Source organism: Campylobacter novaezeelandiae, from assembly GCF_004323845.1.
Taxonomy (GTDB): domain Bacteria; phylum Campylobacterota; class Campylobacteria; order Campylobacterales; family Campylobacteraceae; genus Campylobacter_D; species Campylobacter_D novaezeelandiae.
Map to the genome: position 1 here is coordinate 1 of NZ_QPGR01000012.1, position 24,798 is coordinate 24,798.

20 protein-coding genes and 1 tRNA gene are annotated in these 24,798 nt (G+C 27.2%); 5 read left to right on the plus strand and 16 right to left on the minus strand.

Features of this window, described 5'->3' with window-relative positions; genetic code table 11:
- Positions 1-198: 198 nt before the first annotated feature.
- On the plus strand, positions 199-405 hold the full coding sequence (locus DU473_RS06200) for a hypothetical protein (protein ID WP_131186750.1): 207 nt from the start codon (positions 199-201) through the stop codon (positions 403-405).
- Between the two features lie 1,094 nt (positions 406-1,499).
- On the opposite strand, the gene DU473_RS06205 is transcribed toward DU473_RS06200, so the two are convergent.
- The 4 genes from DU473_RS06205 to nrfH all read right to left on the minus strand — a co-directional run bounded on the left by DU473_RS06205 (position 1,500) and on the right by nrfH (position 4,619).
- A tRNA-Ser gene (locus DU473_RS06205) sits at positions 1,500-1,589 on the minus strand.
- Between the two features lie 45 nt (positions 1,590-1,634).
- The gene (locus tag DU473_RS06210) at positions 1,635-2,189 is read right to left on the minus strand and encodes a hypothetical protein (RefSeq protein ID WP_131163455.1); all 555 of its coding nucleotides are present in this window, start codon (positions 2,187-2,189) and stop codon (positions 1,635-1,637) included.
- Positions 2,190-2,290: 101 nt separating this feature from the next.
- Positions 2,291-4,099, minus strand: a complete 1,809-nt coding sequence (locus tag DU473_RS06215) for an ammonia-forming cytochrome c nitrite reductase subunit c552 (RefSeq protein WP_131163456.1) — start codon at positions 4,097-4,099, stop codon at positions 2,291-2,293.
- A gap of 19 nt (positions 4,100-4,118) precedes the next feature.
- On the minus strand, positions 4,119-4,619 hold the full coding sequence (gene nrfH, locus DU473_RS06220; protein ID WP_131166216.1) for a cytochrome c nitrite reductase small subunit: 501 nt from the start codon (positions 4,617-4,619) through the stop codon (positions 4,119-4,121).
- Between the two features lie 201 nt (positions 4,620-4,820).
- Between nrfH and DU473_RS06225 the strand changes: the two genes are divergently transcribed.
- A complete protein-coding gene (locus DU473_RS06225; protein ID WP_131166215.1) occupies positions 4,821-6,911 on the plus strand; it encodes an RNA degradosome polyphosphate kinase in 2,091 nt (696 codons plus the stop codon).
- Here the strand turns inward: DU473_RS06225 and DU473_RS06230 are convergent.
- The 8 genes from DU473_RS06230 to guaA form a co-directional block, all read right to left on the minus strand.
- Positions 6,908-7,360, minus strand: coding sequence for a low molecular weight protein-tyrosine-phosphatase (locus DU473_RS06230; RefSeq protein ID WP_131186751.1), 453 nt, complete (start codon positions 7,358-7,360; stop codon positions 6,908-6,910). The genes DU473_RS06225 and DU473_RS06230 overlap by 4 nt on opposite strands.
- 17 nt (positions 7,361-7,377) lie before the next feature.
- Positions 7,378-7,878, minus strand: a complete 501-nt coding sequence (locus DU473_RS06235; protein ID WP_131186752.1) for a DNA-deoxyinosine glycosylase — start codon at positions 7,876-7,878, stop codon at positions 7,378-7,380.
- A complete protein-coding gene (locus DU473_RS06240; protein ID WP_131186753.1) occupies positions 7,871-9,970 on the minus strand; it encodes a polyribonucleotide nucleotidyltransferase in 2,100 nt (699 codons plus the stop codon). Before DU473_RS06240 ends, DU473_RS06235 begins: the two co-directional genes overlap by 8 nt.
- Positions 9,971-10,039: 69 nt before the next feature.
- Positions 10,040-12,085, minus strand: a complete 2,046-nt coding sequence (locus DU473_RS06245) for an LPS-assembly protein LptD (RefSeq protein ID WP_131186754.1) — start codon at positions 12,083-12,085, stop codon at positions 10,040-10,042.
- Positions 12,075-12,527: an RDD family protein gene (locus tag DU473_RS06250; RefSeq protein ID WP_131163463.1), complete on the minus strand. Its 453-nt coding sequence runs from the start codon at positions 12,525-12,527 to the stop codon at positions 12,075-12,077. The genes DU473_RS06245 and DU473_RS06250 overlap by 11 nt, the downstream gene beginning before the upstream one ends.
- On the minus strand, positions 12,524-13,777 hold the full coding sequence (gene purD / locus DU473_RS06255; RefSeq protein WP_131163464.1) for a phosphoribosylamine--glycine ligase: 1,254 nt from the start codon (positions 13,775-13,777) through the stop codon (positions 12,524-12,526). Before purD ends, DU473_RS06250 begins: the two co-directional genes overlap by 4 nt.
- A gap of 228 nt (positions 13,778-14,005) precedes the next feature.
- A complete protein-coding gene (locus DU473_RS06260) occupies positions 14,006-15,418 on the minus strand; it encodes a hypothetical protein (protein ID WP_131166211.1) in 1,413 nt (470 codons plus the stop codon).
- Between the two features lie 571 nt (positions 15,419-15,989).
- Positions 15,990-17,525 (minus strand): glutamine-hydrolyzing GMP synthase, encoded by a 1,536-nt coding sequence (guaA, locus tag DU473_RS06265; protein WP_131166210.1) that lies wholly within the window; start codon positions 17,523-17,525, stop codon positions 15,990-15,992.
- A gap of 136 nt (positions 17,526-17,661) precedes the next feature.
- On the opposite strand from guaA, the gene DU473_RS06275 reads away from it, so the two are divergent.
- Together DU473_RS06275 and uvrC are read left to right on the plus strand one after the other, a co-directional pair.
- On the plus strand, positions 17,662-18,117 hold the full coding sequence (locus tag DU473_RS06275; RefSeq protein WP_131163468.1) for a hypothetical protein: 456 nt from the start codon (positions 17,662-17,664) through the stop codon (positions 18,115-18,117).
- A complete protein-coding gene (gene uvrC / locus DU473_RS06280) occupies positions 18,107-19,894 on the plus strand; it encodes an excinuclease ABC subunit UvrC (RefSeq protein WP_131166209.1) in 1,788 nt (595 codons plus the stop codon). The genes DU473_RS06275 and uvrC overlap by 11 nt, the downstream gene beginning before the upstream one ends.
- Here the strand turns inward: uvrC and recR are convergent.
- From recR to DU473_RS06295, 3 genes are read right to left on the minus strand one after another with little or no spacing between them, the layout of a single operon-like run.
- Complete coding sequence (gene recR / locus DU473_RS06285; protein ID WP_131163499.1) at positions 19,891-20,472, minus strand: recombination mediator RecR; 582 nt, start codon at positions 20,470-20,472, stop codon at positions 19,891-19,893. The genes uvrC and recR overlap by 4 nt on opposite strands.
- Positions 20,462-21,709 carry an ArsS family sensor histidine kinase gene (locus DU473_RS06290; RefSeq protein ID WP_131166208.1) on the minus strand — a complete coding sequence of 416 codons (1,248 nt, stop codon included), beginning with the start codon at positions 21,707-21,709 and terminating at the stop codon, positions 20,462-20,464. Before DU473_RS06290 ends, recR begins: the two co-directional genes overlap by 11 nt.
- Positions 21,706-22,380 (minus strand): response regulator transcription factor, encoded by a 675-nt coding sequence (locus DU473_RS06295; RefSeq protein WP_131163471.1) that lies wholly within the window; start codon positions 22,378-22,380, stop codon positions 21,706-21,708. The genes DU473_RS06290 and DU473_RS06295 overlap by 4 nt, the downstream gene beginning before the upstream one ends.
- A 104-nt stretch (positions 22,381-22,484) precedes the next feature.
- On the opposite strand from DU473_RS06295, the gene dnaJ reads away from it, so the two are divergent.
- Positions 22,485-23,600 carry a molecular chaperone DnaJ gene (gene dnaJ / locus DU473_RS06300; protein WP_131166207.1) on the plus strand — a complete coding sequence of 372 codons (1,116 nt, stop codon included), beginning with the start codon at positions 22,485-22,487 and terminating at the stop codon, positions 23,598-23,600.
- A gap of 10 nt (positions 23,601-23,610) precedes the next feature.
- Here dnaJ and pgp5 read toward each other — a convergent pair whose 3' ends face one another.
- On the minus strand, positions 23,611-24,780 hold the full coding sequence (gene pgp5, locus DU473_RS06305) for a peptidoglycan metallopeptidase Pgp5 (RefSeq protein ID WP_131186755.1): 1,170 nt from the start codon (positions 24,778-24,780) through the stop codon (positions 23,611-23,613).
- Positions 24,781-24,798: the final 18 nt, after the last annotated feature.

Sequence of the window (24,798 nt, forward strand, 5' to 3'; positions counted from 1 at the left end):
TAGTGATTATTGCTTCATTGTATAGCGTTGCTTTAGCTTTAAATCATAGTTATCATAGCAAGTCTTAGTAATTTGCAACAAGAATATATGGAAGGTAGAAGTATGACTTGTGGGAATATTTTCACAATTGTTAGCAATACATCAATACCAATATCAAGTTCGTTTTAAATTGGGTATTTGTATCGCTAAAGGCTAATTATGGGATTAGTATATTCTCAATGTTGTAATCAAGTTATTGATACAAACTTACGTTATACAGTAAAACCATTATTAAAACTTGAAGAAGTAAAACTTAAACAAGAAAACAAGGAAAAAAATATCGAAGTAAGTAAAGATATTAATATAAATGTGGATAATCAAGTAGATACTAGCAAAAAAGATAAGCTTTTAGACATATTTGTTTAATTCGTTGTAAAAAGATTCTTATAGTTTTATGCTTCTTTTACTTTAATTACTCTTTGCTTATTTAAATAAAAAAGTTCTTGGGCTTTATTTTTATTTCTTTAAGCTTTATATGTCTTTGAAGTTTTTGATATTAAAAGGGGTGGATTGATTATCATTCGTTCTTTGATGGTTGAAATTTTATTATTAGCTTCGTTCGTTATAGTTGTAATGAGTTGCTACATTTCGCCAAAGCATTTATTATAAATTGATTATATAATGCTTAGTATTTTTTTAGTCTTGTAAAAAATTTTTCTTGTTCAGCTTTTTCGTGTTATACGTTTATCATTATTTATATTCAAGATAAATTCTAAGTTTGTTATTTTGTATCCTATTTTATAAGTTTTGATTTCTAGTAAAACAATATTTGATTGCTATTTATATCTTATTCGGTTGTTTAACCTTAATTAAAACGCTTGTATTCTAAAAGAGTTTTTGTTCTTTTGTGATGCTACACATTGATTTTAAAGCTTTGTTTTGTTTAAGTTCGCAAACAGGTATATTATAATTTTTATATATAAGTTGATCTCATTTGTTAGATATCGTTAAGTTTTATGGGTAAAATCTTTTTTTTGATCTAGTAAATATTATAAGACTATCATTTAGCTGATATATAGTCTTATTCTTATAAATTTAAAAAGTGGCATAGTTCTAAAAACATTTATTTCTTTAATTGTTTTTTAAAATCCTCGACATAAGTTTTTTGCCATATTATTAATTAAATTAAATTATATAATTATAATTAATTTCTTTACTTCTGTTTTCTTTCCGCTATCAAACTTCAAATATTTCACTTAATGTCATTTCATATACTTGAAATAAAACGTCTTTTAGTTATTGATTAAAAATTAAGTTCAAAAGTTTAAAAATGTAAAAAATAAATTTGAAATTATTTTAATTTATAAATTTATGCAATTTTAGTATTTTAATGAAAAGATTTTTATCAAAAATATTCTATAGATGAATTTTAGCTGACTATAAAATTTAACAAAATATTATAATCTTGAGATTTATAGAAAATATTTAAGAATTATAAATTTTTAAATTAAAAGACTTAGTGGCGGACAGAGAGGGATTTGAACCCTCGAGACCCGTTAAGATCTGCACCCTTAGCAGGGGTGTGGTTTCAGCCACTCACCCATCTGTCCTTTAAAATGGGTATTATATATAAATTTGCTTAAAATTAGCCTTAATTAAAGACTTAAATAGGCTAATAAAAAAGTGATCAAAATACCCAGCAATAGCACATAAATTTGCTTTTTTCTATTTTTTTTACTTGCAAATAAAGTAATAAATAAGCCTGAAAAATAAAGAAAAAATAATGCACATCCAAAAGCAATTGAAAGCACAGAAAAATACCACATTCCTTTATTTTTATGAAGCATTATTAAATCACCTAATAAACTTCTTGTTTTGGTTGTGATTTTATATTCATTATCGTTTATTTTAGCAATACTTGCTTGATAATGTATTCCACCTATATTAATACTATTATTTTTCTTATCTTTGAATAATTTTGTATTTGAAGGAATGCTTAAGTTATTTTCTTTTAAAAAATTAAGTAAAAAATTTCCTTGCTCTTCATCTTTTATATTTTGTTTGATTATATAATTTTCTTCTTTTATTCCAATATCTTGCTTAAAGCCAAAAATATATGCTATGCCAGAAATAGAAAAAATGAATGCCATAGGTAAGAAAAATAAACTAATATAAATATGGATTTGTCTAAATAGCTGATTTTTGTTCATTGTTCCCCTTTTTTTTATTTTTTATAATTTATTATAAAGTGGGAACCTAAAGCGAAAGTGAAATTTAGAAGATAGAAAGGTTAAATCTATCTTCTAATTTTTTATTTTTTATCAATAACTTGATAATTATAAGGTTTAATATTTTTATCATTCTCTAAAAGATCTGATGGAGGATTTCCGTTAATATTGGAATGTTTATAATATCTTTCTTCAGCTTTATGTCCATTAAGATCTGTTTTATAATAAATTTCTCCAGGATTTAATTTTTGAATATCCTCAAAACCTAAATTAGAAATTTTAAAATTGTTTATTTTATTAGCAGTTGCAATTTCTACAAGTTTGGCTTGCCCAAGTCTTGCCATATCTACAGCCTGCAATAGCATTCTTGATGCTTCTCTAGGGTTATGAAATCCTGTTGAATTTTCAGCACCGATAAAATCTGCTCTCATTTGAGCTTTTCTATGAAGTTCTAAAACTTCTTTTAATTCATTGTTGATTTTTTGATTATTATTTTTATATTCTGGCATGTTAGATAAAGTATCTCTTAAAGTTTTGATATCTTGAATAAGACTTACGATAGCATATTCTGCAGTTCTTAGATCATAAGCTACTGAATTTTGAATATCTTTAATTTGTGCCTTTAGATAGCTTTCGCTTTGAGTATGACAAGTTTTACAAGCTGAATTTATATCTTGTAAAGGAGAGGTAATATTATGTTGAGTAAGCTTTTTAGCGCCTTTTCTAATATAAGGCATATGACAATCAGCACAGCTTACTCCATTGGCAGCATGAACTCCACCACTGTATAATTCACTTTCTGGATGTTGAATTTTAAGCATAGGCGCACCAGTTATTTTATGATCCCAATCTTTTGCAAAAATAGAACGAACTTTTTCATAATAATCATCAAACATTTCAATTCTAAATGGTTGTCCTTTTTTCCATTCAGCCCAAGGGAAAACTAACTCTAAACCATCAGCTTCAATTTCAATGGCCTGATTACCATCTCTCCAAGAGTCAAATTCATCATAAGTTTTTTGAGTTCCATCCCACCATTTTTTGGTATTATCATTTGCTATGCTTTCACCAATTACTTTTACTTTTGTTCCTGTTGGTTTAAAGTAGTATTCTACATGGCATTGAGAGCAAACAAGAGTTCTCATTTCCTCTCTAGTTGCTTTAATTCCTTGTATAGGATCTTTTTCATATCCTCTTGCAACTAAAGCATTGATAGCTGCAGGTCTAGTGAGTCTTAAGCTCATGTCATTTGGATTATGACAATCAGCACAAGTTACACCCATTCTTTTTCCGCCATGTATACTTTGATGTTCTGGTATGTTTGTTGGTGTACTCATATTATCAGGAATATTTTTAATCATAGTCCAGTATTTAGTAGTGTTAAAAGCCACCCAATCATTTTTTGCGACATTTTTTATAAGCCAAGGTGTCCATCCACTATGGCAATTCATACAAGCAGTTGGCTGACCTTGAAAAGCTTTATATCCATGTGCATTTAAAAAATCTTTATTATTTCTTGCTGTATCCATTTGATCAACTTGAACCCAAAAATGTCCTCTTTCTTCATTTGCGTCAAGAGCAAAAGGATAGCCAGCCCAAAGTACAGTTAGTTGTGGATAGCGTATAAGTTTAGAATAAGCTAAATTTCCACCATATTCTGTTGGAATTGGTTTTTCTTGTTCAACTTTTAAATACATGTCTAAATGATCTGGAAAATTCTTCCCCCATACATCAAATGTTGGATTATCATCACTTAGTTCAACGAAATTTTTACTATCAATTCCGCCCAAACTTTCTTGTTGTTTTTTGCTTATATCATTATTGAGCCAGAGAACTCCAGCAATTAAAATGACTAAAGCAATTATACCAGGGTATAAAATTTTTTTATTCATAATAATTTCCTCCTAATAGTTAAAATCCAAGTTTGTGTCCTACGCCACTATGGCAAGAAGCACAATTTAAAGCATTATTTGAATGATGATTTGTTGTTGCATTTATTGCACTTGCCGCATAATCTGCATGACAACGGATGCAATTATCTTGAACCATTTTTTTGCTCTTCTCATTAGCACTAAGATTGGTTGGCAATTCATCAAGCTTAAAAGTAAATGCATAAGCATGTCCTAGACCACTTTGAGCTTTTGCGATCCATTTGTTGATAAAATTATGTGGTAAATGACAATCAGAACAAGTCGCTCTAGGTTCACCAGCAATTTTCTTAGAATGAGGCCCTGCAAGATAGTCATTATAAACTTCATTCATAATATGACAATTATTACAAGATTCGCTAGCGTTGCTTAGATAAGAAGTTCCTTTTGCATTATAGAAAGTGTAAAAACCAATAATGAAAAAAGCTATAAGAAGAATTAAAAAAATACTAGAAAGGCTTAAAAAAGGTTTTTTATGTTTCAAAAAAATCTCCTTTAGTAAATTTGTTTAAAGAAAATGAAAATTAAAATTTTAACTAATATATATTTAATATTAATTTAAGGATATATTTACTCTTAATTAGTTTAAAAGGGTATATTATTTAAATTAGTGAAATCTTTACCAATTTATAATATTATTAACAAATTGTTATTTTTTAAATTGCTAGGTTGTAAGGAGTTTTGAATGCAAATTAATCCTAGTATGTTTTTAAACAGGGAACTTTCTTGGCTTAAATTTAATTCCCGCGTTTTAGATCAATGTTCTAAAGATTTACCTTTGCTTGAAAAATTAAAATTTATTGCAATTTATTGTACTAATTTAGATGAATTTTATATGATTAGAGTTGCAGGATTAAAACAACTTTTTTCTGTAGGAATTAATACAAGCAGTAGTGATGAGATGACTCCTTTAAAACAATTAAAAGAAATTCGTAAATATCTTCATCAAGAACAAAAACTTTTAGAAGAATATTTTATTAAAATCACCAAAGAGCTTGAAAAAGAAAATCTATTCATTAAGCCCTATGAAAAACTTGATAAAAATTTAAAAGCAAAATGTGATGAGTATTTTTTTTCTTATATTTTTTCTGTAATTGTTCCTATAGCAGTAGATGCTACACATCCTTTTCCGCATTTAAATAATTTATCCTTTTCTTTAGTAGTTAAAATTTGTGATAAAAGTAATCCTGAGCTTATTAAATTTGGAATGATTAGAATTCCTAGGGTATTACCAAGATTTTATGAAGTAAGTTCAAATATTTATGTTCCTATTGAAAGTATAGTAACCCCTCATATAGAAGATATCTTTCCAGGTTATAAGCTTTTATCTTCAGCAGCTTTTAGAGTTACAAGAAATGCTGATATAGTTATAGAAGAAGAAGAAGCAGATGATTTTATGATGATTTTAGAACAAGGTTTAAAGCTTCGTAGAAAAGGTGCTTTTGTAAGACTTCAGATCCAAAAAAATGCTGATGAACAAATTATGGAATTTTTAAATACTCATATGAAAATTTTTAATAAAGATATTTATGAGTATTCTATACTTTTAAATTTACCAGCACTTTGGCAAATTATTGAAAATAAAACCTTTACTCATCTTTTAAATCCACTTTATACTCCAAAGGTATTGCCTCCTTTTGATGAAAACACTTCGATTTTTAATGCTATAGATAAAGAAGATATAATGATATTGCAACCTTTTGAAAGTTTTGATCCTGTGTATAAATTTATAAAAGAGGCAAGCAAAGATCCAGAGGTTATATCTATAAGAATGACACTTTATAGAGTTGAAAAAAACTCAAATATAGTTCAAGCTTTAATTGATGCTGCAAGTGACGGAAAACAAGTAACAGTTATGGTTGAACTTAAAGCAAGATTTGATGAGGAAAATAATTTACATTGGGCTAAAGCTTTAGAAGATGCGGGTGCTCATGTGATTTATGGTATTACTGGATTTAAAGTGCATGCTAAAGTTTCGCAAGTAATTAGAAAGCATAACGATAAACTTAAATTCTATGTGCATTTAAGCACGGGAAACTATAATGCAAGTAGTGCTAAGATTTATACAGATGTGAGTTATTTTACTAGTAAGGAAGAATTTGCAAAAGATACAACTAGTTTTTTTCATATTCTTTCAGGATTTAATAAAAATAGAACTTTAAAAACTTTAGCAATGAGTCCTAATCAAATTAAAGAAAAAATTCTTGAAATGATCCGCGTAGAAAGTTTAAAAGAGCAAGAAGGTGTAATTATTGCTAAAATGAATTCTTTAGTTGATCCTGATATTATTAAAGCCCTATACGAAGCTTCTATTAAGGGAGTTAAAATCGATCTTATTGTGCGCGGAATTTGTTGTTTAAGACCAGGTGAGTCTTATAGTAAAAATATTAGAGTTAAAAGTATTATTGGTAAATACTTAGAACATGCAAGGATTTTTTATTTTAAACATAGTGAACCGAATTATTTTATTTCAAGTGCTGATTGGATGCCTAGAAATTTAGAAAGAAGATTGGAATTAATGTCTCCTATTTTTGATGAAAGAAGTAAGGCTAAACTTTCTAAAATTTTACATTTACAACTTGATGATAATACCTTATCTTATGAGTTAAATAATCATGGAGAATACTATAAAATAACCCCTAAAAAAAATGAAAAACGCATAAATTCTCATACTATTTTAGAAGAATATGTGAGTAAAATTTATAAAACTTTAAAAAAAGATACGGATCAAAGCAAGGCAAAATCGTTAGCTATCAAGCTTTTTAAAAATGATTAAGTTTTTAAAAAGCTTAAAAGATTATTACAAGCTAAAGAGATTATTTTATAAGTTTCGTCAAAATTATGCGTAAACCAAGGATCTGGAACTTCGTTGTAGTTTAATTCTTTTGCAAATTGAGTAAGTTTTAAAATTTTATTTTCTATATTTTTAAAATCTTTTAAAACATTATTAAAATTAGAATTATCCATAACTATAATATAATCATTATTGTCACACATGGTTTGCGTTAGTTTTTTACTAATAAATCCATTTGCTTGAATACTTGCTTTTTTAAGCTGTTCTTTTGTTTTTACGTGCATATCTTCTCCATCGTGATAACCAGAAGTTCCAGCACTTGTAACTTCTATATGTATAGTATTATCTTTTTTGATTAAATCTTTCATAATAAATTCAGCCATAGGGGATCGGCATATATTTCCTAAGCATACAAAACAAATTTTTTTCATTCTTTCCCTTTTTTGATTTATTCTAATATAGCTTGGTATTTTTTAACAAGTTGTTCGAAGCTAAAATTTAAATTTGCAGGTGAGCTTGATGGAAGATTTAGAATTTGAATATCAGGGTAAGCTTCTTTTACAAAAGCTTCTTGATATTTTTTAAATAAAGCAAAAGCCTTTTTGCCTGTTATGGCTATTTTTTCAATTTTAGCTTTATCTAGAATTTGATTTAAATCATTCATCTTTGGAAAACTTATAGTTTTATCATTTGAATTTTTAATTTTACAACTTTGTAAAACGTCCCATAAAGCTATGTGATGTGTTTTTAAAAATTTTTTTTGAGCATTAATATTATTTAGTGATTTTGCTTGATATAATTTTTCTAAAATTCTCCAAAAATGATTTCTTGGATGTTGATAGTAAAATCCACTAATTCTTGATTTTATTGATGGAAAAGAACCTAAGATTAGTATTTTTGAATTTCTATCAAAAAAAGGTTCTAAAGGATGGATTATGATATCATTCATTTGCTAAATCTACAGAAATTTTTCCATTTTTAATTTCATTAATCTTAACTTTTATTTCATCTCCAATATTGAGTGTGCTTTTGATTTTAGAGCTATGAAGCAATCCATCTATGCCATTTTTAAGTTCAATAAAAGCACCAAAAGAGGTAACTTTTTTTACAATACCTGTAAATTCCTGATGAAGTTCAAATTCTGAAATATCTTTTAGGGTTTCTTTTTTCTTTCCTTTAGTGATATTTAAAATGTATTCTTTGGCTAATTTTATACATTCATTATTATTACTTGCAATTTTTATTTCACCTTTTTCTCTATCAATATCAATACAAACATCAAATTTTTCAACAATTTCTTTAATTGTTTTTCCACCTTGTCCTATAATATCAACAATTTTTGAAGGATCGATTTTAAATAATTCTAATTTTGGCAAAATTTCTTCATTGACTATAATATTTTCATTAGCTTTTTGCATGATATTAAGAATATGAATTCTTGCTTCTTTTGCTTGCATAAGAGCTTCTTTTAATATTTCTTTATTTATGCCACCAAGTTTTATATCCATTTGCAAAGCAGTAATACCATCTTTATTTCCAGCTACTTTAAAGTCCATATCCCCATCGTGATCTTCTAAACCCATAATATCGGTTAATATAGCGTATTTGTCTTTTTCAAAAATAAGTCCCATAGCAACACCTGCTATAAGGTCAATGCTTTGTACTCCAGCAGCTCTTAAAGCCAAAGATCCTCCACATACTGAAGCCATAGAACTTGAACCATTGCTTTCTAAAATTTCACTTACTAAACGAATTACATAAGGATAATCTTCATCAATACTTGGATAAAGAGCTCTTTTAGCTAAATTTCCATGGCCTAATTCTCGTCTTCCAGGTGCTTTTATAGGACTTGCTTCACCAACGCTAAATCCTGGAAAATTATAATTAACCATAAAGCGTTCATTGATAGGATTTTTTTCTGTGAGCAAGTCTATCATTTGCGCATCATTGTCATTGCCTAAAGTAGCTACTACAAGTGCTTGAGTTTGGCCTCTTGTAAAAAGGCAAGATCCGTGTGCATTTGGTAAAATATTTGTTTCTATATCGATAGGGCGTACTTCATTTAAAGCTCTTCCATCAGCTCTTTTTCTTTCATAAATAATTTGTTCTCTTATAATTTTTCTTTTAATTAAAAATAGAGTATTTAAAATTTCTTCTTGACTCCATCCTTCGTTAGAATGAAAATTTAGGATTTTTTGAGAAATTTTATCAAGTTCGCTTGCTCGTTCACTTTTTGCCATTTGATTGATAGCATTTTTGATATCATTTAGATAATTTTTTTCTATAAATTCAAAAAGTTCATTATTTTCTATTTGTTCTTTTAGTTCAATATCAATTTCTTTTTTATGTTTAGCGAAAGTTTTTTCATAAATACAAGATGCTTCATAAATTGCTTGTTGAGCCATCTCTAAAGCTTTGATTGTCTCATCTTCGCTTAATTCATTCATTTTTTGAGTATCATTATCCTTACTTGGCAAGGCTCTCATTTCTATCATTAAAAGTTCATCTTTTACCCCAGATACATAAAGATCTAAAGAGCTTTTTTGAAGTTCTTGATTGTTTGGATTAAGAATAAATTCTTCATTAATTTTTGCAATACGCACCCCGCACACTGGAGCTTTAATAGGAATTCCGCTTATATAAAGAGCAATACTTGCAGCATTTAAACTTATTACCTGTAAATCTGTTTCACAATCAGCTGAAAGTATCATTACAGTAATTTGTGTAGGATAAAGATAACCTTTTGGAAATAATGGTCTTAAACTTCTATCAATAATTCTTGCATTTAAGGTTTCTATATCGCTTGGCTTAGTTTCTCTTTTTACATATCCGCCTGGAATTTTACCTGCAGCATATGCTTTTTCTATATATTGAACGGTTAAGGGTAGAAAATCTTCTTCAACTTTTTTATCCTCTTTTGCAATAGTTGCTAAAACAACGCTTTTTCCAACTTGAAGTAAGACAGAACCTAGAGCTTGTCTAGCTACTTTGTCAATATAAAAAGTTTCTAAATTTTTATTAATTTGTATGTTATATTGCATTTTATTTCCTTTTTCTCCAAAAAAAGTATTTGTTATTTTTTTTAAAAATGAATTAAACAAGATAATCCTTTAAATTTTATTTTCGCTTTCTTGTAAAGAAAAATCATACTTAACTCCTCCAATAGGATAGAAATTAAAGACAAAATAGACCCCGCTTTGATTTTTAGCACTAATTCCTCCGCTTGTAAGTTGAGGATCTATTTTTTCTCTATATACTAAAGAATAATTCCAACATTTTCTTTGATAAGTATATCCAATTTCCCACATATTAGGATGTGATCTTTGGGTATCAAACCAAATTCCACCAAAAACATAATAATTTTGATTAAATTTATAATTAGCCTGTGTGCTTATAAAGCTATACTTTCCATATTCATCATTTTGATAAGCATGAGAAAAATTCCAATTAAATTTTGGAACGATATTGGTTTGTAATTGACTTAAAATTTTACTAAAACGATTTTGTAAATAAGAATATTTGATTTCATTATTGAAGCTAATGTAATCATTATAATAATAAGTAAATAAATTTTCTATTTTTTCAAATTTTTCTTGACGATTTAAATAGTTTATATTAAAACGATGTTTAAATTTTTTATCTCCAAGTTGATTATAAAAATATTGCACAATATATAATTTCGAATTTTCTTCTTCATTTTCTGACTTAAGATAATCTTCTGTAATGAAACCAGATTTTGTTCCAGGCAGTAAATAATTAATTCCAAAATTTAAAGTGTGAAAGAAATTGTCATATGATTTTGATAAATCAGTATATAGATTAAATTCATGAGTATTTTTAAAAAGATGCTCTTTGTTTTTTTGAGGATCTTGAGAATAATTAACAAAAGAGGCATAAAAATTTTCAGTGAAAGTAAAATGCAAAAAATTATCAAAGAAAACATCATGATAAGAAAAAGGTAAAGTTAAATTAAGCTGATTGGCATAAGATCCTACTTGCCTGTAATAATTATGAAAAGATGCATCAAAAGAATAACGAATATTTTCTTTCCATAAAGAATTTAAGAACCTATGATATTGAAAAGAAGGGTATTCTTGTAGGGTATCTTTATTGTTAACTTTTGAAGTATCAATATAGTATTTTGCATAAGCTCCATAGAAATTATTTTCATCTGCTAAAAAATAGTTAATTTTTGATGTAACGAGTGAAGTTAAATCATTGTAAGCACTGGGGCTAAGATTAAAATAATCTATATCATTAAGATAGGTTGCATCTATCCATAAATTTTCTTGAAAATTATCTCCAAGTAATCCTTTTATAAGGTTATTTCTTAAATATTTTAATTCTATACCACCATGAGTTTGATTTTTTAAATTTTCTTTAAAATAATATTGCTTTTTTTCTCTAAAAAGACCGAAATTTAAATTTCCCATAGAGTATAAAGAATCTACAAATCTTAAACTAGAATATAAACCAAATCCTCTTTTTGCTCTAATTTGAGGATTTAATTCTAAATCCCAATTATCCTTATAGGCTATATAAATTGGTTGCTGATAATAAAGTCCTTCATTTTTCTTTAAAACAATTTGAGGGATAAGTAACCCACTTTGTCTATGTGTATCTGCACTAAAACCAAAATAAGGTAAATAAAAAACAGGAACACCTTTAACATATAATTTTGCATTATAAAGATGAACAAAATTATTTTCTCTATTAAGCCATCCGTCACTAAAACGAATTTCCCAATCTGGATTTTCAACATTACAACTTGAAACACTAGAAATCTGACTTTCAAATTTATTGTTACTTAAATAACTATTTTTACTTTGAAACCATACTTCAAGGTTGTTATTAGAAAAAAAGAAATTTTGAAATTTTGCTTCATCTGTATTAAGTTTAATTTTAGCATAGTTTGAATGAAGACGTTCATTTTGTCCTCTTAAAACGTTGACATCGCCAAAAAGTTCAACTTCTTGAGTTGTTTCATTATAAATTGCTTTATTTGCAGTGATAAAATAAAAATCAGAAAAAATCACAACATCTGTATTTGCAGTAATTATATCTTTTTCTTTTTTTACATTTAAGGCATAGATATTAATTTCAACTGCATTAAGAACAAAAGCAGTTCCTAAAAGCAAGAAAATCTTACGCAGCATTGACGACAATTGTCCTTGCTACATAATCTTCCCAAGTTTTACGTAAGTTGTTTCCCAAAGCCCATACAAAACCCAACATAAAGGCTATATCACTTATCTGTCTTATAGCAGATCTAATACAGCTTTGTTTTAATGTTGGCTTATCAAGCAAATCTTCATCTAAAATAATGATTTTACAAACCATTTTTCCTAAACTTGCACCATACATGTAGGTAAATAAGGAGTGGTAAAAAAAATGTAAAAGCATAAAGCCTAAAGAGAAATTTCCTAGGATTTGTGTTACTTCAAAAGCATCCTTTGCCATCGAAAATTGGTTATAAAATATAACAAAAACTATGCAAGATAAAATTAAATTATCTATTAAATAAGCTAAGACTCTTTTATAAAAACTAGCAATTTTTAAATTTTCACGTTCAAGTTTATCGAATAAATCTTCTTTCATTTTTTAAAAACCCAAAATCCAATATCTTTTCTAAATTGTTTTCCTTCAAAATGGATATTATCGCATAAATCATAAGCTTTTTGTTTAGCTTCTTTAAGATTTTTTCCCAATCCAACACATACTAAAATTCGTCCACCGCTTGCCATAAGTTGATTATTTTCTAAACTAACTCCAGCATATGAAATATGAGAATTTTCAGGAATGCTTTTAATAATAATTTCGCTTTTTTCTGAATTTTTATAAGGATAGTTTTTACTTGCGCAAACTACGCCAACAGCAAATTCATTTTTTAATTCTAATTTTATATCTTTTAAATGTTTTTGTGTTGAGGCTAAAATAAGTTCGAGTGGATTTTTGATCAAAGGCATCAAAACTTCACATTCAGGATCTCCAAAACGAACATTAAATTCTAAAACATAAGGTTCATTTTTTACTATCATTGCGCCTATGAAAAGTACTCCATGAAATTCTTTGTTTTCTTTTTTCATTCCTTCTAAAGTAGGTATAATGATATCTTTTTTAATTTTTTCTAAAAGTTCTTCACTGGCCAAAGGACTTGGTGCATAAGCACCCATTCCACCAGTATTTGGTCCCTTATCTTCATCTAAAAGTTTTTTATGATCTTGTGCTACAGGCAAAAGGATGAAATTATCTCCATCGCAAATAGCAAAAATACTAAGCTCATATCCTTCTAAGAATTCTTCAATAACTATAGATTTTCCAGCATCACCAAAGCTTTCGCCATCAAGCATTTTTTTGCTTTCATATATTGCCTCTTCGTGTGTTAAAGTAATAATTACACCTTTACCAGCACATAAACCATCTGCTTTTACAACAATAGGTGGGGTTAGTTTTTGTATAAAATTTTTAGCTTCGTTTAAATCATTAGTAGTTAAAAATTTTGCTGTTTTGATATTATATTTGTTTAAAAAATTTTTCATAAAAGTTTTTGAACTTTCAAGCATTGCCGCTGCTTTTGTTGGTCCAAAAATAGTTAAGTTATTTTCTTTGAAAATGTCAACAACCCCTTTTGCTAAAAAATCTTCACTTCCAACTATACAAAGATCTATTTTATTTGTTTTTGCATAATTTGCAATTTCATTAATATCTTCAATATTTAAGTTTGTTCCAAGGTTTTGAGTAGCCCCATTTCCAGGGGAAAAATATAAATCTAGATTCTTTGTAGTTTGTTTTAAAGCTAGGGCTATAGAATATTCTCTTGCACCGCTACCTAAAATAAGTATTTTCATATATCTCCTTGAAACCTAAACAGTTAACTTTAAATGACTCCAAGAAGTCAAGAGAACCGCTAGATAATTTTTAAAGGCTGCAACTTCTCGTTTTAATTTAAAAAACTCAAGCGAAGCCACAGACACGGTAAATTATACATTCGCAGTTAAATATTTTTTGTTGAATCTTTAAATGCTATACTGCTTAGGCATTAAAATTATAGCGGTATTTAACTTAAAAATTTATAGTTAAATGAGTTTAAATTTCGTTTTTCCTGTTTTATCAAAATGTTTTCCTTCTAGTATAATATCTGCAACGTTGTCCCAAACGTGTTTTTCATCAATATAAACTATATCAAAAGTATTATCTCTCATTAAAGATTGATAATTAACTTTTTTCGGGGCATATTTCACAAGATAGTAAGGATTTAAAGAAAAAATTTCAATTTTAATTTTGCAAAGTAAATCAAGATCTGAAGTAACAACTAAAAATTTTTTTCTTTGCTCTTTAGAAATTTTTTGAATATAAAGCAAAAGTTTATGATCAAAAGGATTTAGTGCTGATTTATTAAGTCGACTTAAATAATGTTCAGCAAAAGATAAGGAGCAAAAAGAATTTTCTATATTGGTTCTTGTAAAATATGAATTTTTTACCCCAGATGATTTTAAAGAAAGCTTCCAAATTTTCATGTCCATAATAGTAGCACAAAGGTTAAGCCCTGTAATAATTTTAGAAAAGAGTTTTTCTTTAGATAATTTAAAAGCATTTTCAAAAATACTTAAATTCTTTTTATAAAAGTCTTCTTTAATAGCAATAAGACGCTTAAGGGAAGTTTTATAATACTCATTTTCTTTTTGAAGGCTTTCTAATCTCTCCTGTTTTGCTTTGATTTTATCAGGATTGGCATTAGACTTTGAATTAAGTTCAAGATTAAGATTTTTAATTTGAGACTCTAAGGCAGCTGATCGATTTTTTCTTGTATCTATGGTAGCAAGAAGTGCTTGATAGTGACATTGAAGAGATAAAAAGGTTTCATTAAAGATTTTATTAATATTAAACATTTTATGTTTATCTTTCATATCTGTATAAGAATTTTCAAGATGCATTATTATGCTTTTTAAGGAGCTAAATTGTGTTTGATCTATAGAATTATCCATAAAAATTAAAGTATCAAGAGATTTGTTTAAAAAACGTTTTATAATGATATAATCTAAAATGCATGGGATTTCTTTTTGATCTTGGATATTGGATTTTAAAGCTTCAACTGAGAGAATTTCTCCTGAAAAATATTTTTGTATAGCTTGAGGTATGGTAAAAGAAAGAGGAATTTTTTCTATAGTATCATAATCAGTACTACGGTAAAGTTCTGTTATATACGCACTTCTACGTGTATTTTGTAAATCTTCGAGTTCATCATCATTGTCTGTTTTCCAAAAGTCATTTTCTGTGATAAAATCACCTTCTTTAAATTCCTGAAATTTAGAAGGACGAATTCCGGTTATAGTTTTGCCATCTGAACGGAATTCAACAAGCATTCCAACACTTGGCATACTTCTTTTATCATTCCAAATTTGACGATTAAACTCAAAAAATATTTTGGCTGAATTTGTGACAGTTCCACGTCCTGTGGAATCCATATAAATTGCTATTTTTCCATGCATATTTCTTCCTTGAAAACTTTCATAAAATTCTAATTCTAACTTTATTTTTATAAAATTTATATAATAAATAAAAATTTATTTTTAATTTCTTTTAATCAATTTATAATTAATTATTTTTATTTTTAAGGAAGTAAAATGTTTTTTTATTAAAAATCCAAAACAAACAGGAGTTTTATATCTAAGCTCTAAAAAGCCATTTTCTGTAATGATTAAAAGTTTAGATCTAAATCAGGCTAAAATATAATAGAAATAAGTATTTTTACAAAAGATATTCTTAAATATAAACATCAAAATACAAGTTTTTGCAATAGATAACGAATTCAAAAATGGCGATTAAATTAGGTCAAAAATTTGAAAATTTAGATATTAAAATTAAGTAGTGCTCGCAATATATTATCTTTTTTATCCCAAAGACAAAAGTTTAAAAAATAACAGTTATTTTGCTACTTTCACATATACTTCCAATTCCCGCAAGTATTAGATTTCGTCGCAGGATTTTTGATATTTTTAAAATATCAAAAATTGTTTACAAAAATATTCCTTCTGCTGTAGTGTATTTTTGTAAAAATAGTTATTCCCATTCTATTGTCGCAGGTGGCTTACTAGAAATATCATAAACAACACGGTTGATTCCTTGGACTTCATTGATAATGCGTCTGCTTATATTTTCTAAAATTTCATAAGGCAAATGAGAAAAAGTAGCTGTCATTCCATCGCTTGCATTAACAACTCTTATGCAAATTGCATTATCATAGGTGCGATTATCACCCATAACACCTACACTTTTAACATTTAAAAGCACGCAAAATGCTTGCCAAGTTTTATCATACCAACCAGTACTTTTTAATTCTTCAATCAAGATAACATCTGCTTTACGCAATAAATCTAAACTTTCTTTATTTACTTCACCCATAATGCGTATGGCAAGCCCAGGTCCTGGAAAAGGATGACGAAAGACAATATCTTTATTAAGTCCTAATTCAAGACCCAAAGCACGGACTTCATCTTTAAAAATTTCTTTTAAAGGTTCTATGAGTTTTAAGTTCATTTTTTCTGGAAGTCCTCCTACATTATGATGACTTTTTATAGTTTTACTTGCCCCGATAACTGAACTTTCTATGATATCTGTATAAAGTGTTCCTTGTGCAAGATACTTAACATCACTATGTTTTTTTGCTTCATTTTCAAAAACTTCTATAAAGGTATTGCCTATAATTTTTCTTTTTTGTTCAGGATCAATAACGCCTTTTAGACGACTTAAAAATATTTCACTTGCATCTATACTGATAAGAGGAATATTTAAGGTATTTTTAAACATAAATTCAACTTGTTCTTTTTCTTTGGCTCTTAAAAGACCATTATCTACAAAGACAACAATAAGTTGTTCTTTAATGGCATTTGCAAGTAAAGCTGCTACAACACTACTATCAACTCCTCCACTTACCGCACAAAGAACTTTATTTTTGCCTACTTCTTCTTGAATTTTAAGAATTTGAGATTTTGCAAAAGAGCCCATATTCCAAATGCTTTCACAATTACAAGCATATTTAGCAAAGTTTTTTAATATACTTTTGCCAAATTCACTGTGTTGAACTTCAGGATGAAATTGCAAGGCAAAGAATTTGCGTTTTTCATCAGCAAAAACACAAAAAGGACTATTTTCACTTGTAGCTAAAACTTCAAAACCTTCTGGGAGATTTTCCACTTTATCAGAATGACTCATCCATACGGTTTGTTTTTTGGGTAAATTTTTAAATAATGCACTATCTTTTTTGATTTCTATATTTGCTTTTCCATACTCTTTGTGTCCTGCTGGCATGACATTGGCTTTAAAATGATGAGCCATAAGTTGCATTCCATAACAAATTCCAAGTATAGGTAAATTTAATTCAAATACACCTTTGTCACAAAAATAAGCATCTGTTGCATAAACACTAGCAGGGCCACCACTTAAAATAATACCTTTAGGCTCTTTTGCTTTTATATCTGCTAAGCTTACATTAAAAGGTAGAATTTCTGTATAAACACCTTGCTCTCTTAATCTTCTTGCTATTAATTGAGTGTATTGAGAGCCAAAATCTAATACTAAAATATAATCTTTTTTCATTTTACCACCTGTTTAAATTTTCATATTTTTTAATACTTTTAACGGATTTATTTTGATCATAACTAATATATGAAGGATTATCTTTATAGCCACAAGCACTTAAAAATATTAAGAAAAAAAATGCTAAAATAATTTTATGAAGAAAATTAAAAGTGTTGATACTGTTATAAATGATATGATAAGCCTTCATCATTATAAACCCTTAAAAAATTTTATCCTCTATAAAGAATTTTTAAAATTAATGAATTTAAAACATCAGCGTTTAATTTCAAAAATTTTTATTCACAATAATATTTTAAATATTGTTACTTTTCATTCTGTTGGATATCAAGATTTAAACAATGATGATACCAAAAATAACATTAAAATTCTTATAAAAATTTTCACAAAAAAATTTTTAAATACCCCGTTTGATAAAGTCGATACTATTAAAATTTTCTCCCAGCGTTATAAAGAGAAAAAAAATTTCATACAAGAAGAAAGAAAAACATCTTATATTGAGCTTTCAAAAGCTAGATTTAACAATCCTTTTAAAAATAAAAAATTATATGTGCAATTTGAAGAATTAAGAGCAAAAATCAATGATTTATGATGAGTTAAAAACTTTACCCCAAAGTTCAGGAATTTATCAGTATTTTGATGAAAATGGCAAACTTTTGTATGTAGGCAAGGCTAAAAATTTAAAAAATCGTGTAAGATCTTATTTTATTTTTACACCTTTTTTTGCACCAAATCCAAGAAATTCATTAAGAATTCAAAAAATGATTAAAGAGGCAACTCATTTAGAATTTATTACCACAAATTCAGAAGCTGATGCTCTAATTTTGGAGAATTCTTTTATCAAGCAACTTCATCCAAAATATAATATTTTATTAAGAGATGATAAGACTTATCCTTATATTTATATAGATTTTAATGAAGAATTTCCTAGATTTCAAAGCACAAGAAAGCTTATTAAAAAAAGTAAAATTAAATATTTTGGTCCTTTTTTTAAAGGGGTAAAAGAGCTTTTAAATGCACTTTATTATTATTACCCTTTAAGGCAAAAAAATTCTTGTAAAAGTCCTTGTCTTTTTCATCAAATTAATCGCTGTAAAGCTCCTTGTGCTAATTTGATTTCAAAAAATGAGTATGAAAAAATTTTAAATGAAGCAACTAATGCTCTATTAAATCCTAACATTTTGATTAAAAATTTAGAAAAACAAATGATGCATCTAGCTCAAAATGAAAATTATGAAGAGGCTGCTAAGATTAGAGATCAAATTGCTACTATTAAGGATTTAGAAACCAAGGTGCAAATTGATCTTGCAAAATTGGAAGATTTTGAAGTTTTTGCTATTGCTTATGAGAATAATTTACTTTCTCTTTTACGCTTTGTGATTCAAAATGGCAAGGTGATTGGTTCAAATCATAAGATAATTGTTTTAAAAAATGATGTGTTTGATAAAAATGCAATTTATAAACAGTTTATTTTAGAAAATTTTAATTATGATATTCCTATCGTTTCAAATCAAATTTATGTTTATGAAGAATTTGAAGATTTAAAACTTCTTGAAGAATTGCTTTGTAAAAGGTTTTCAAAAAAAATTATTATTAAAAACCCAAAAATAGGTGAAAAAAGAAAAATTTGTAATTTAGCATATCAAAATGCTTTAATTAACATAAATTCATATAAAAAGAATAATTCTTTTGAAATTTTAAAAGAGCTAAAAACATATTTTGAACTTGAGAATTTCCCAAATTGCATAGAAATATTTGATAATTCTCATTTGCAAGGTTCAGCTACCATTGGTGCTATGGTTTGTTACAGGCAAGATGAGTGGGATAAGCAAAAATATAAAAGATTTCATCTTCATTATAAAAATGATTATGATCAAATGAGAGAAGTTTTAACAAGAAGGGCTAAAGATTTTGACAAAAACCCACCTCCTGATTTATGGGTTATAGATGGCGGGAAGGTTTTACTTGATTTGGCAAAAGCTATCATTGAAAGTAGTGGAGCAAATATTGATATTTTAGCGATTTCAAAAGAAAAAATCGATTTTAAAGCTCATAGAGCAAAAGGTGGAGCAAAAGATAAAATTCATTCTATTAAAGGTGAATTTTCTTTAAGTGTTGATGATAAAAAATTACAATTTTTGCAAAAATTAAGAGATGAAGCTCATCGTTTTGCTATAAAATTTCATCAAAATACTAAAAGAAAACAAGACTTAGAAAGTTCAAAACTTCTTAATTTGGGTCTAAGTGAGGCTAATATACAAAAATTACTTCATTATTTTGGTAATTTTGAAAATATTTATAAAGCAGATTTTAACGAGCTTAGTTTTGTTTGTAATAAAAAAATTGCACAGAAAATTAAAAATATTTAATTTTCAATATTAGTTCTAAAATTTATTGCTTGATGCAATGAAATAAAGTCTACATTTTCTAAATTTACCCCACTTGGGATACCTTGTGCTATTTTACTAAATTTTAAATTTAAATTTTTTAATTTTTCTTCTATAAAGAAAATCATAGTATCTGAATTTATACTATGAGTAAAAGCAAAAATAAGTTCTTTTGTATTGTTTTTTTTTATCATAGAAATAAGTTTTTGAATTTTTTCTTCTTCTAAATTTTCTAAGACAAAGTAAAATCCATTATAACTATTGCTTTCTTCGAGAATTAAAACATCTTTAGGACTTTGTATAATGCAAATTAAATCTTTTTGGCGATTTTCATCTGTGCAAATATCACAAAGCTCATTTTCGCTTAAGGCACCACATTGTGTGCAAGGTTTGATAAAGCGTAAGGCATTTTCTATATTATGTGCAAGCTTCATGCCTTCTAGATGATTGCTTGTGCAAATATAATAAGCCAAGCGAATCGCAGTTTTTTTTCCAATCGTTGGAAGACTCGCAAAGCTTTCTACGAGATTATTGAATTTTTCTATGCCTTTAATTGCCATTTTTATTTTTTTCTCCAAAAAATACCATAAAACAGTGTTTTCCTTTTTCATAATTATAAATTAATTCAAAATTATGAAGTCTGCAGACTTCATAAACTATGTAAAGACCAAGTCCCATTCCTCCAACTTTCTCATATTTTTCTCTTGAAAAAGCTTTAAAATAGTATTCAATGGGTTGACTTAATTCTTTTCCAGGATTTTTAATAACAAAAGAATCTTTATAGCATTCAAGCTTACAAGTTCCATCATCAGAGTATTTAAGCGCATTATCTAGCATATTTTTTAAAATTAAAGAGAAAATTTCAAGATCGACATTTAAAAAAGGATCAGAATATAATTTTATATTAATAACTTTATCTAAGTCATCACGCATTAGATAGACTTTAGCTTCATTTAAAATAACGCTAAATTGATTTTGCGTGATGTTAAGATTGTAGTTTTTAGAAAATAAACTTTCCATTTTTGCAAATTCATTAATTAAAAGATCAAGTCTTATAAAAATATCATTTAAACGATCTTTTTGTTTGAAGTCTTTAATCATTTCAGTAATAATTCTGCCTTTTCCGATAGGGGTTTTAAGCTCGTGCATAATAGTTCTTAAAAAAAGTTGTCTTGACTCTATGAGTTCTTGATTTTTTTTGAAAGCTTTTTCAAATTCAAAAGCTATTTTTCCTACTTCATCATCTTGATAATTTTCAAATTTAGGTTTTTTTCCATTGCTAACTTCTGCAATTTGCATACGAAGTTTTTTTAATGGTTCTAAAGACTTTAAAACAGAAAGATACATAAAAATGACTAGAAAAGAAAAAAAGAAAAATCCTGCTAATAAAAGATTATATACTCTATTGTTTGCACTTTGTTCAAATAGGGCATTAGATGAATTTTTACACTGCATATCCAAATAAAGATTGTTATTATAAAATAAAGAATAAAGATCGCAATAATCTCCATCTTGCATAAAAGCTATTTTCCCTTCTTTTCTAATAAGTTTTATGAGTTGATTATTTTTTACTATATTAAATCCGCTGTTGATTAAATATTTTTTTAAGTCAGTATCAACTTCATTTTTATAATTATTTAACAAGCTTTTGATTAAATTTTCTTGTTTAAAACTTTCTTCTTTGTTGTAAATATTGCCTTCAATTTTTAAAAGGATAATAAAAAGAACACATACTAAAAAAAAGGTTACAACAAATAAAATAATTAATTTTGTATTAATAGAGTAATTTTTAATCATCCTATAAGTTTATATCCTATTCCTCTAACTGAAAAAATATGTTTAGGAGATTTTGAACTATCTCCTATCTTAACTCTTAATCTTCCTATAATTACATCTAAGCTTTTAGAATCTTTATCTTTTAAATTTTTGCAACGATTAACAAGTTGTTCTCTTGATATTGAATATCCATTTTGTTGTATTAGATATTCTAAGATTTCATATTCTGCTGGTGTTAAAGTTAGAACTTGATTATTATAAGTAATTTCGTGCTTTTTTTCATCAATTTTAAATACAGAATTTAAGTTCTCTGTAGAATTTTGTTTATCAATTCTTTTGGCACGACGAATAAGGCTTATAATTCTTGCATACATTTCTTTTGGATCATAAGGTTTTGGAAGATAATCATCAGCTCCAATTTGAAGTCCCACAACTTTATCACTTAAATCTCCTCTTGCTGAAGATATGATAATAGGAATATGACTTTTTTGCCTTATTTCTTTACAAATTTCTAAACCATCAATTTGCGGTAAAGTCAAATCTAAAATTAAACAATCATAATTTTGAATTCCAGTTTCTAAAGCTAAACGAGGGTTTTCAAAATTTGTAATTTTTATATTGAACTGAGCTAAATATTCAGATAACAATTGTGCAAAGTCAGGATCATCTTCTATCATTAAAACATTAATCATTGCTTTTCCTTAATTTTTTAGTGTAATTTTATTTAAATTATATTAAAAACTTGGTAAATTACTTTTTTATTTTCTAAATTATTTAATAAATAAGCGGAGATGCAATGGAAATTAATTATTATGAAATTTTAGAAATAGAACAAAGTGCTAATAAAGATACGATTAAAAAAGCTTATAGAAAGTTAGCTTTAAAATATCATCCTGATAGAAACCAAGGAGATAAAGAAGCTGAAAATAAATTTAAATTAATCAACGAAGCTTACGAGGTTTTAAGCAATGATGAAAAAAGAGCAATATATGATCGTTATGGAAAAGCAGGACTTGGAGGAAGTTCCTCTGGTTTTGATGGAGGATTTTCTGATTTTGAGGACTTGAGTGATATTTTCTCGAGCTTTTTTGGTGGAGGTTTTGCACGTTCTAATAAAAAAAGAGCAAATAATGAAAAATTCAATTCACAACTAAATATTAATCTTCATTTAAATTTTAAAGAAGCAGTTTTTGGATGTAAAAAAACTATAGATTTTGCTTATAAGAGTTTTTGCAAGAAGTGTGATGGAAGTGGCGCTAAAGATGGTAAAACTCAAACTTGTCCTAAATGTAAAGGAAAGGGTCAAGTTGGAATTCAACAAGGTTTTATTACTTTTGCTCAAACTTGTCCTGATTGTAAAGGAAGCGGGGAAAAGGTAAGTGAACGCTGTCCTGATTGCAAGGGTTTGGGTTATGAAGAGATAAAAGATAAGGTAGAAATTAATATCCCAGAAGGTGTAGATACAGGAATAACTTTAAAAGTTGCAAATAAAGGTAATATTATCAAAAATGGAACAAGAGGCGATTTGTTTGTAAAAATAATAGCAAAAGAAGATGATACCTTTATTCGTGATGGGGAAGATATCTATATAGAATTTCCAGTTTTCTTTACTCAGGCAATTTTAGGAGAAAGTATCAAGGTTCCTACTATAAGAGGGGAAGCTATATTAAAACTTCCAATAGGAGCCAAAGATAAACAAAGATTTATTTTGCAGAATGAAGGTGTAAAAAATATTCATTCTAATGAATTTGGTTCTCAGATTGTTCAAATTGCAATAACTTTTCCAAAAACACTTAACGATGAACAAAGAAAATTGTTAGAACAATTAGGTGAAAGCTTTGGAATAAAAGATGGCATGCATCATGAACAAAAAGGATTTTTTGAGAAAATTACTTCTTGGTTTAAAAGTTAGTTACAAAAAACTATATTGAATCAAGTTCAATATAGTTTTCAAAATCTTCTTCTTTTGGTGGATTTTCTTTATTATCTTGGATAAATAAGTTTATTTTCTTTTCATGAGCATTAACTACTTTTTTAAATTCGTCTAAATCTTTTTTATTTAGTTGAGTTTTAGCAATTTTAATAACAGAGTTTGGATTAATAGCTTTGTTGTTTAAATAAACTCCAAAGTGTAAATGAGGACCTGTACTCATACCCGTAGAACCTACATAAGCAATAACTTGTCCTTGTTTAACCTTTTGTCCTTTTTTAATTTTTGCAAAACGACTAAGATGTGCATATAAGGTCGTATATCCTGATGCGTGTTGTACTTTAACAACATTACCGTAGCCATTTTGTGTTCCAACAAAGATAATTGTTCCATTGCCAGCACTTTTAACTGGAGTTCCTGTAGGTGCTGCATAATCAATTCCTAGATGGGCACGATATCTTTTTAATACAGGATGATATCTTGCTGTGCTAAATTTAGATGAAATTCTTAAATAATTAACAGGTTTATCTAGTAAGAAAGATTCAACTTCTTTGCCATTTTTGTCATAATAATTTTCATTAAAATAAAATATTTCTTGAGAGTTTTTATTGATTTCTATACGAGCCATTTTGATTATAATATCACCAAAAAGCTTTCCCATTCTTCTTTTTTGTTCATAATATAAAATGATTTCATCGCCTTTTTGGATATTGCGAAAATTAATGCTTCCTCTGAAAGCTCTTACCATGGCTCTTGCCAAAGTTGCACTTTTACTTTCTTCATATACATCTTGATAAGCTGATGTTTTTACATTTATACGTAAAATTCTATTTTCTTTGTTATATAATATTGGGGTAAAATTTAGAACATATTGTTTATTGAGATCTTTATAAATATGAATTTGTAAGTCGTCACTAATTGGAATTAAAATTTGTTCTATATTGTTATTATCATCTTTTAAAATTTGATATTTTGTTTTATAAGCAATTTCTGAAGCTAGTTCTTGATCTTCTTTATCTAGGTTGTAATATAAAGACATAGGGATTGAATTTCTTTGTAGGAATTTAAGTAAAGTATCGCCATTTTCCCAAGTTAATTCCTCCATACTTACAGCAGCAAATGCTTGAATGATAGTAAAAAATAAAAATAAAATTTTTTTCATTAAAAACCTTAAAAATTA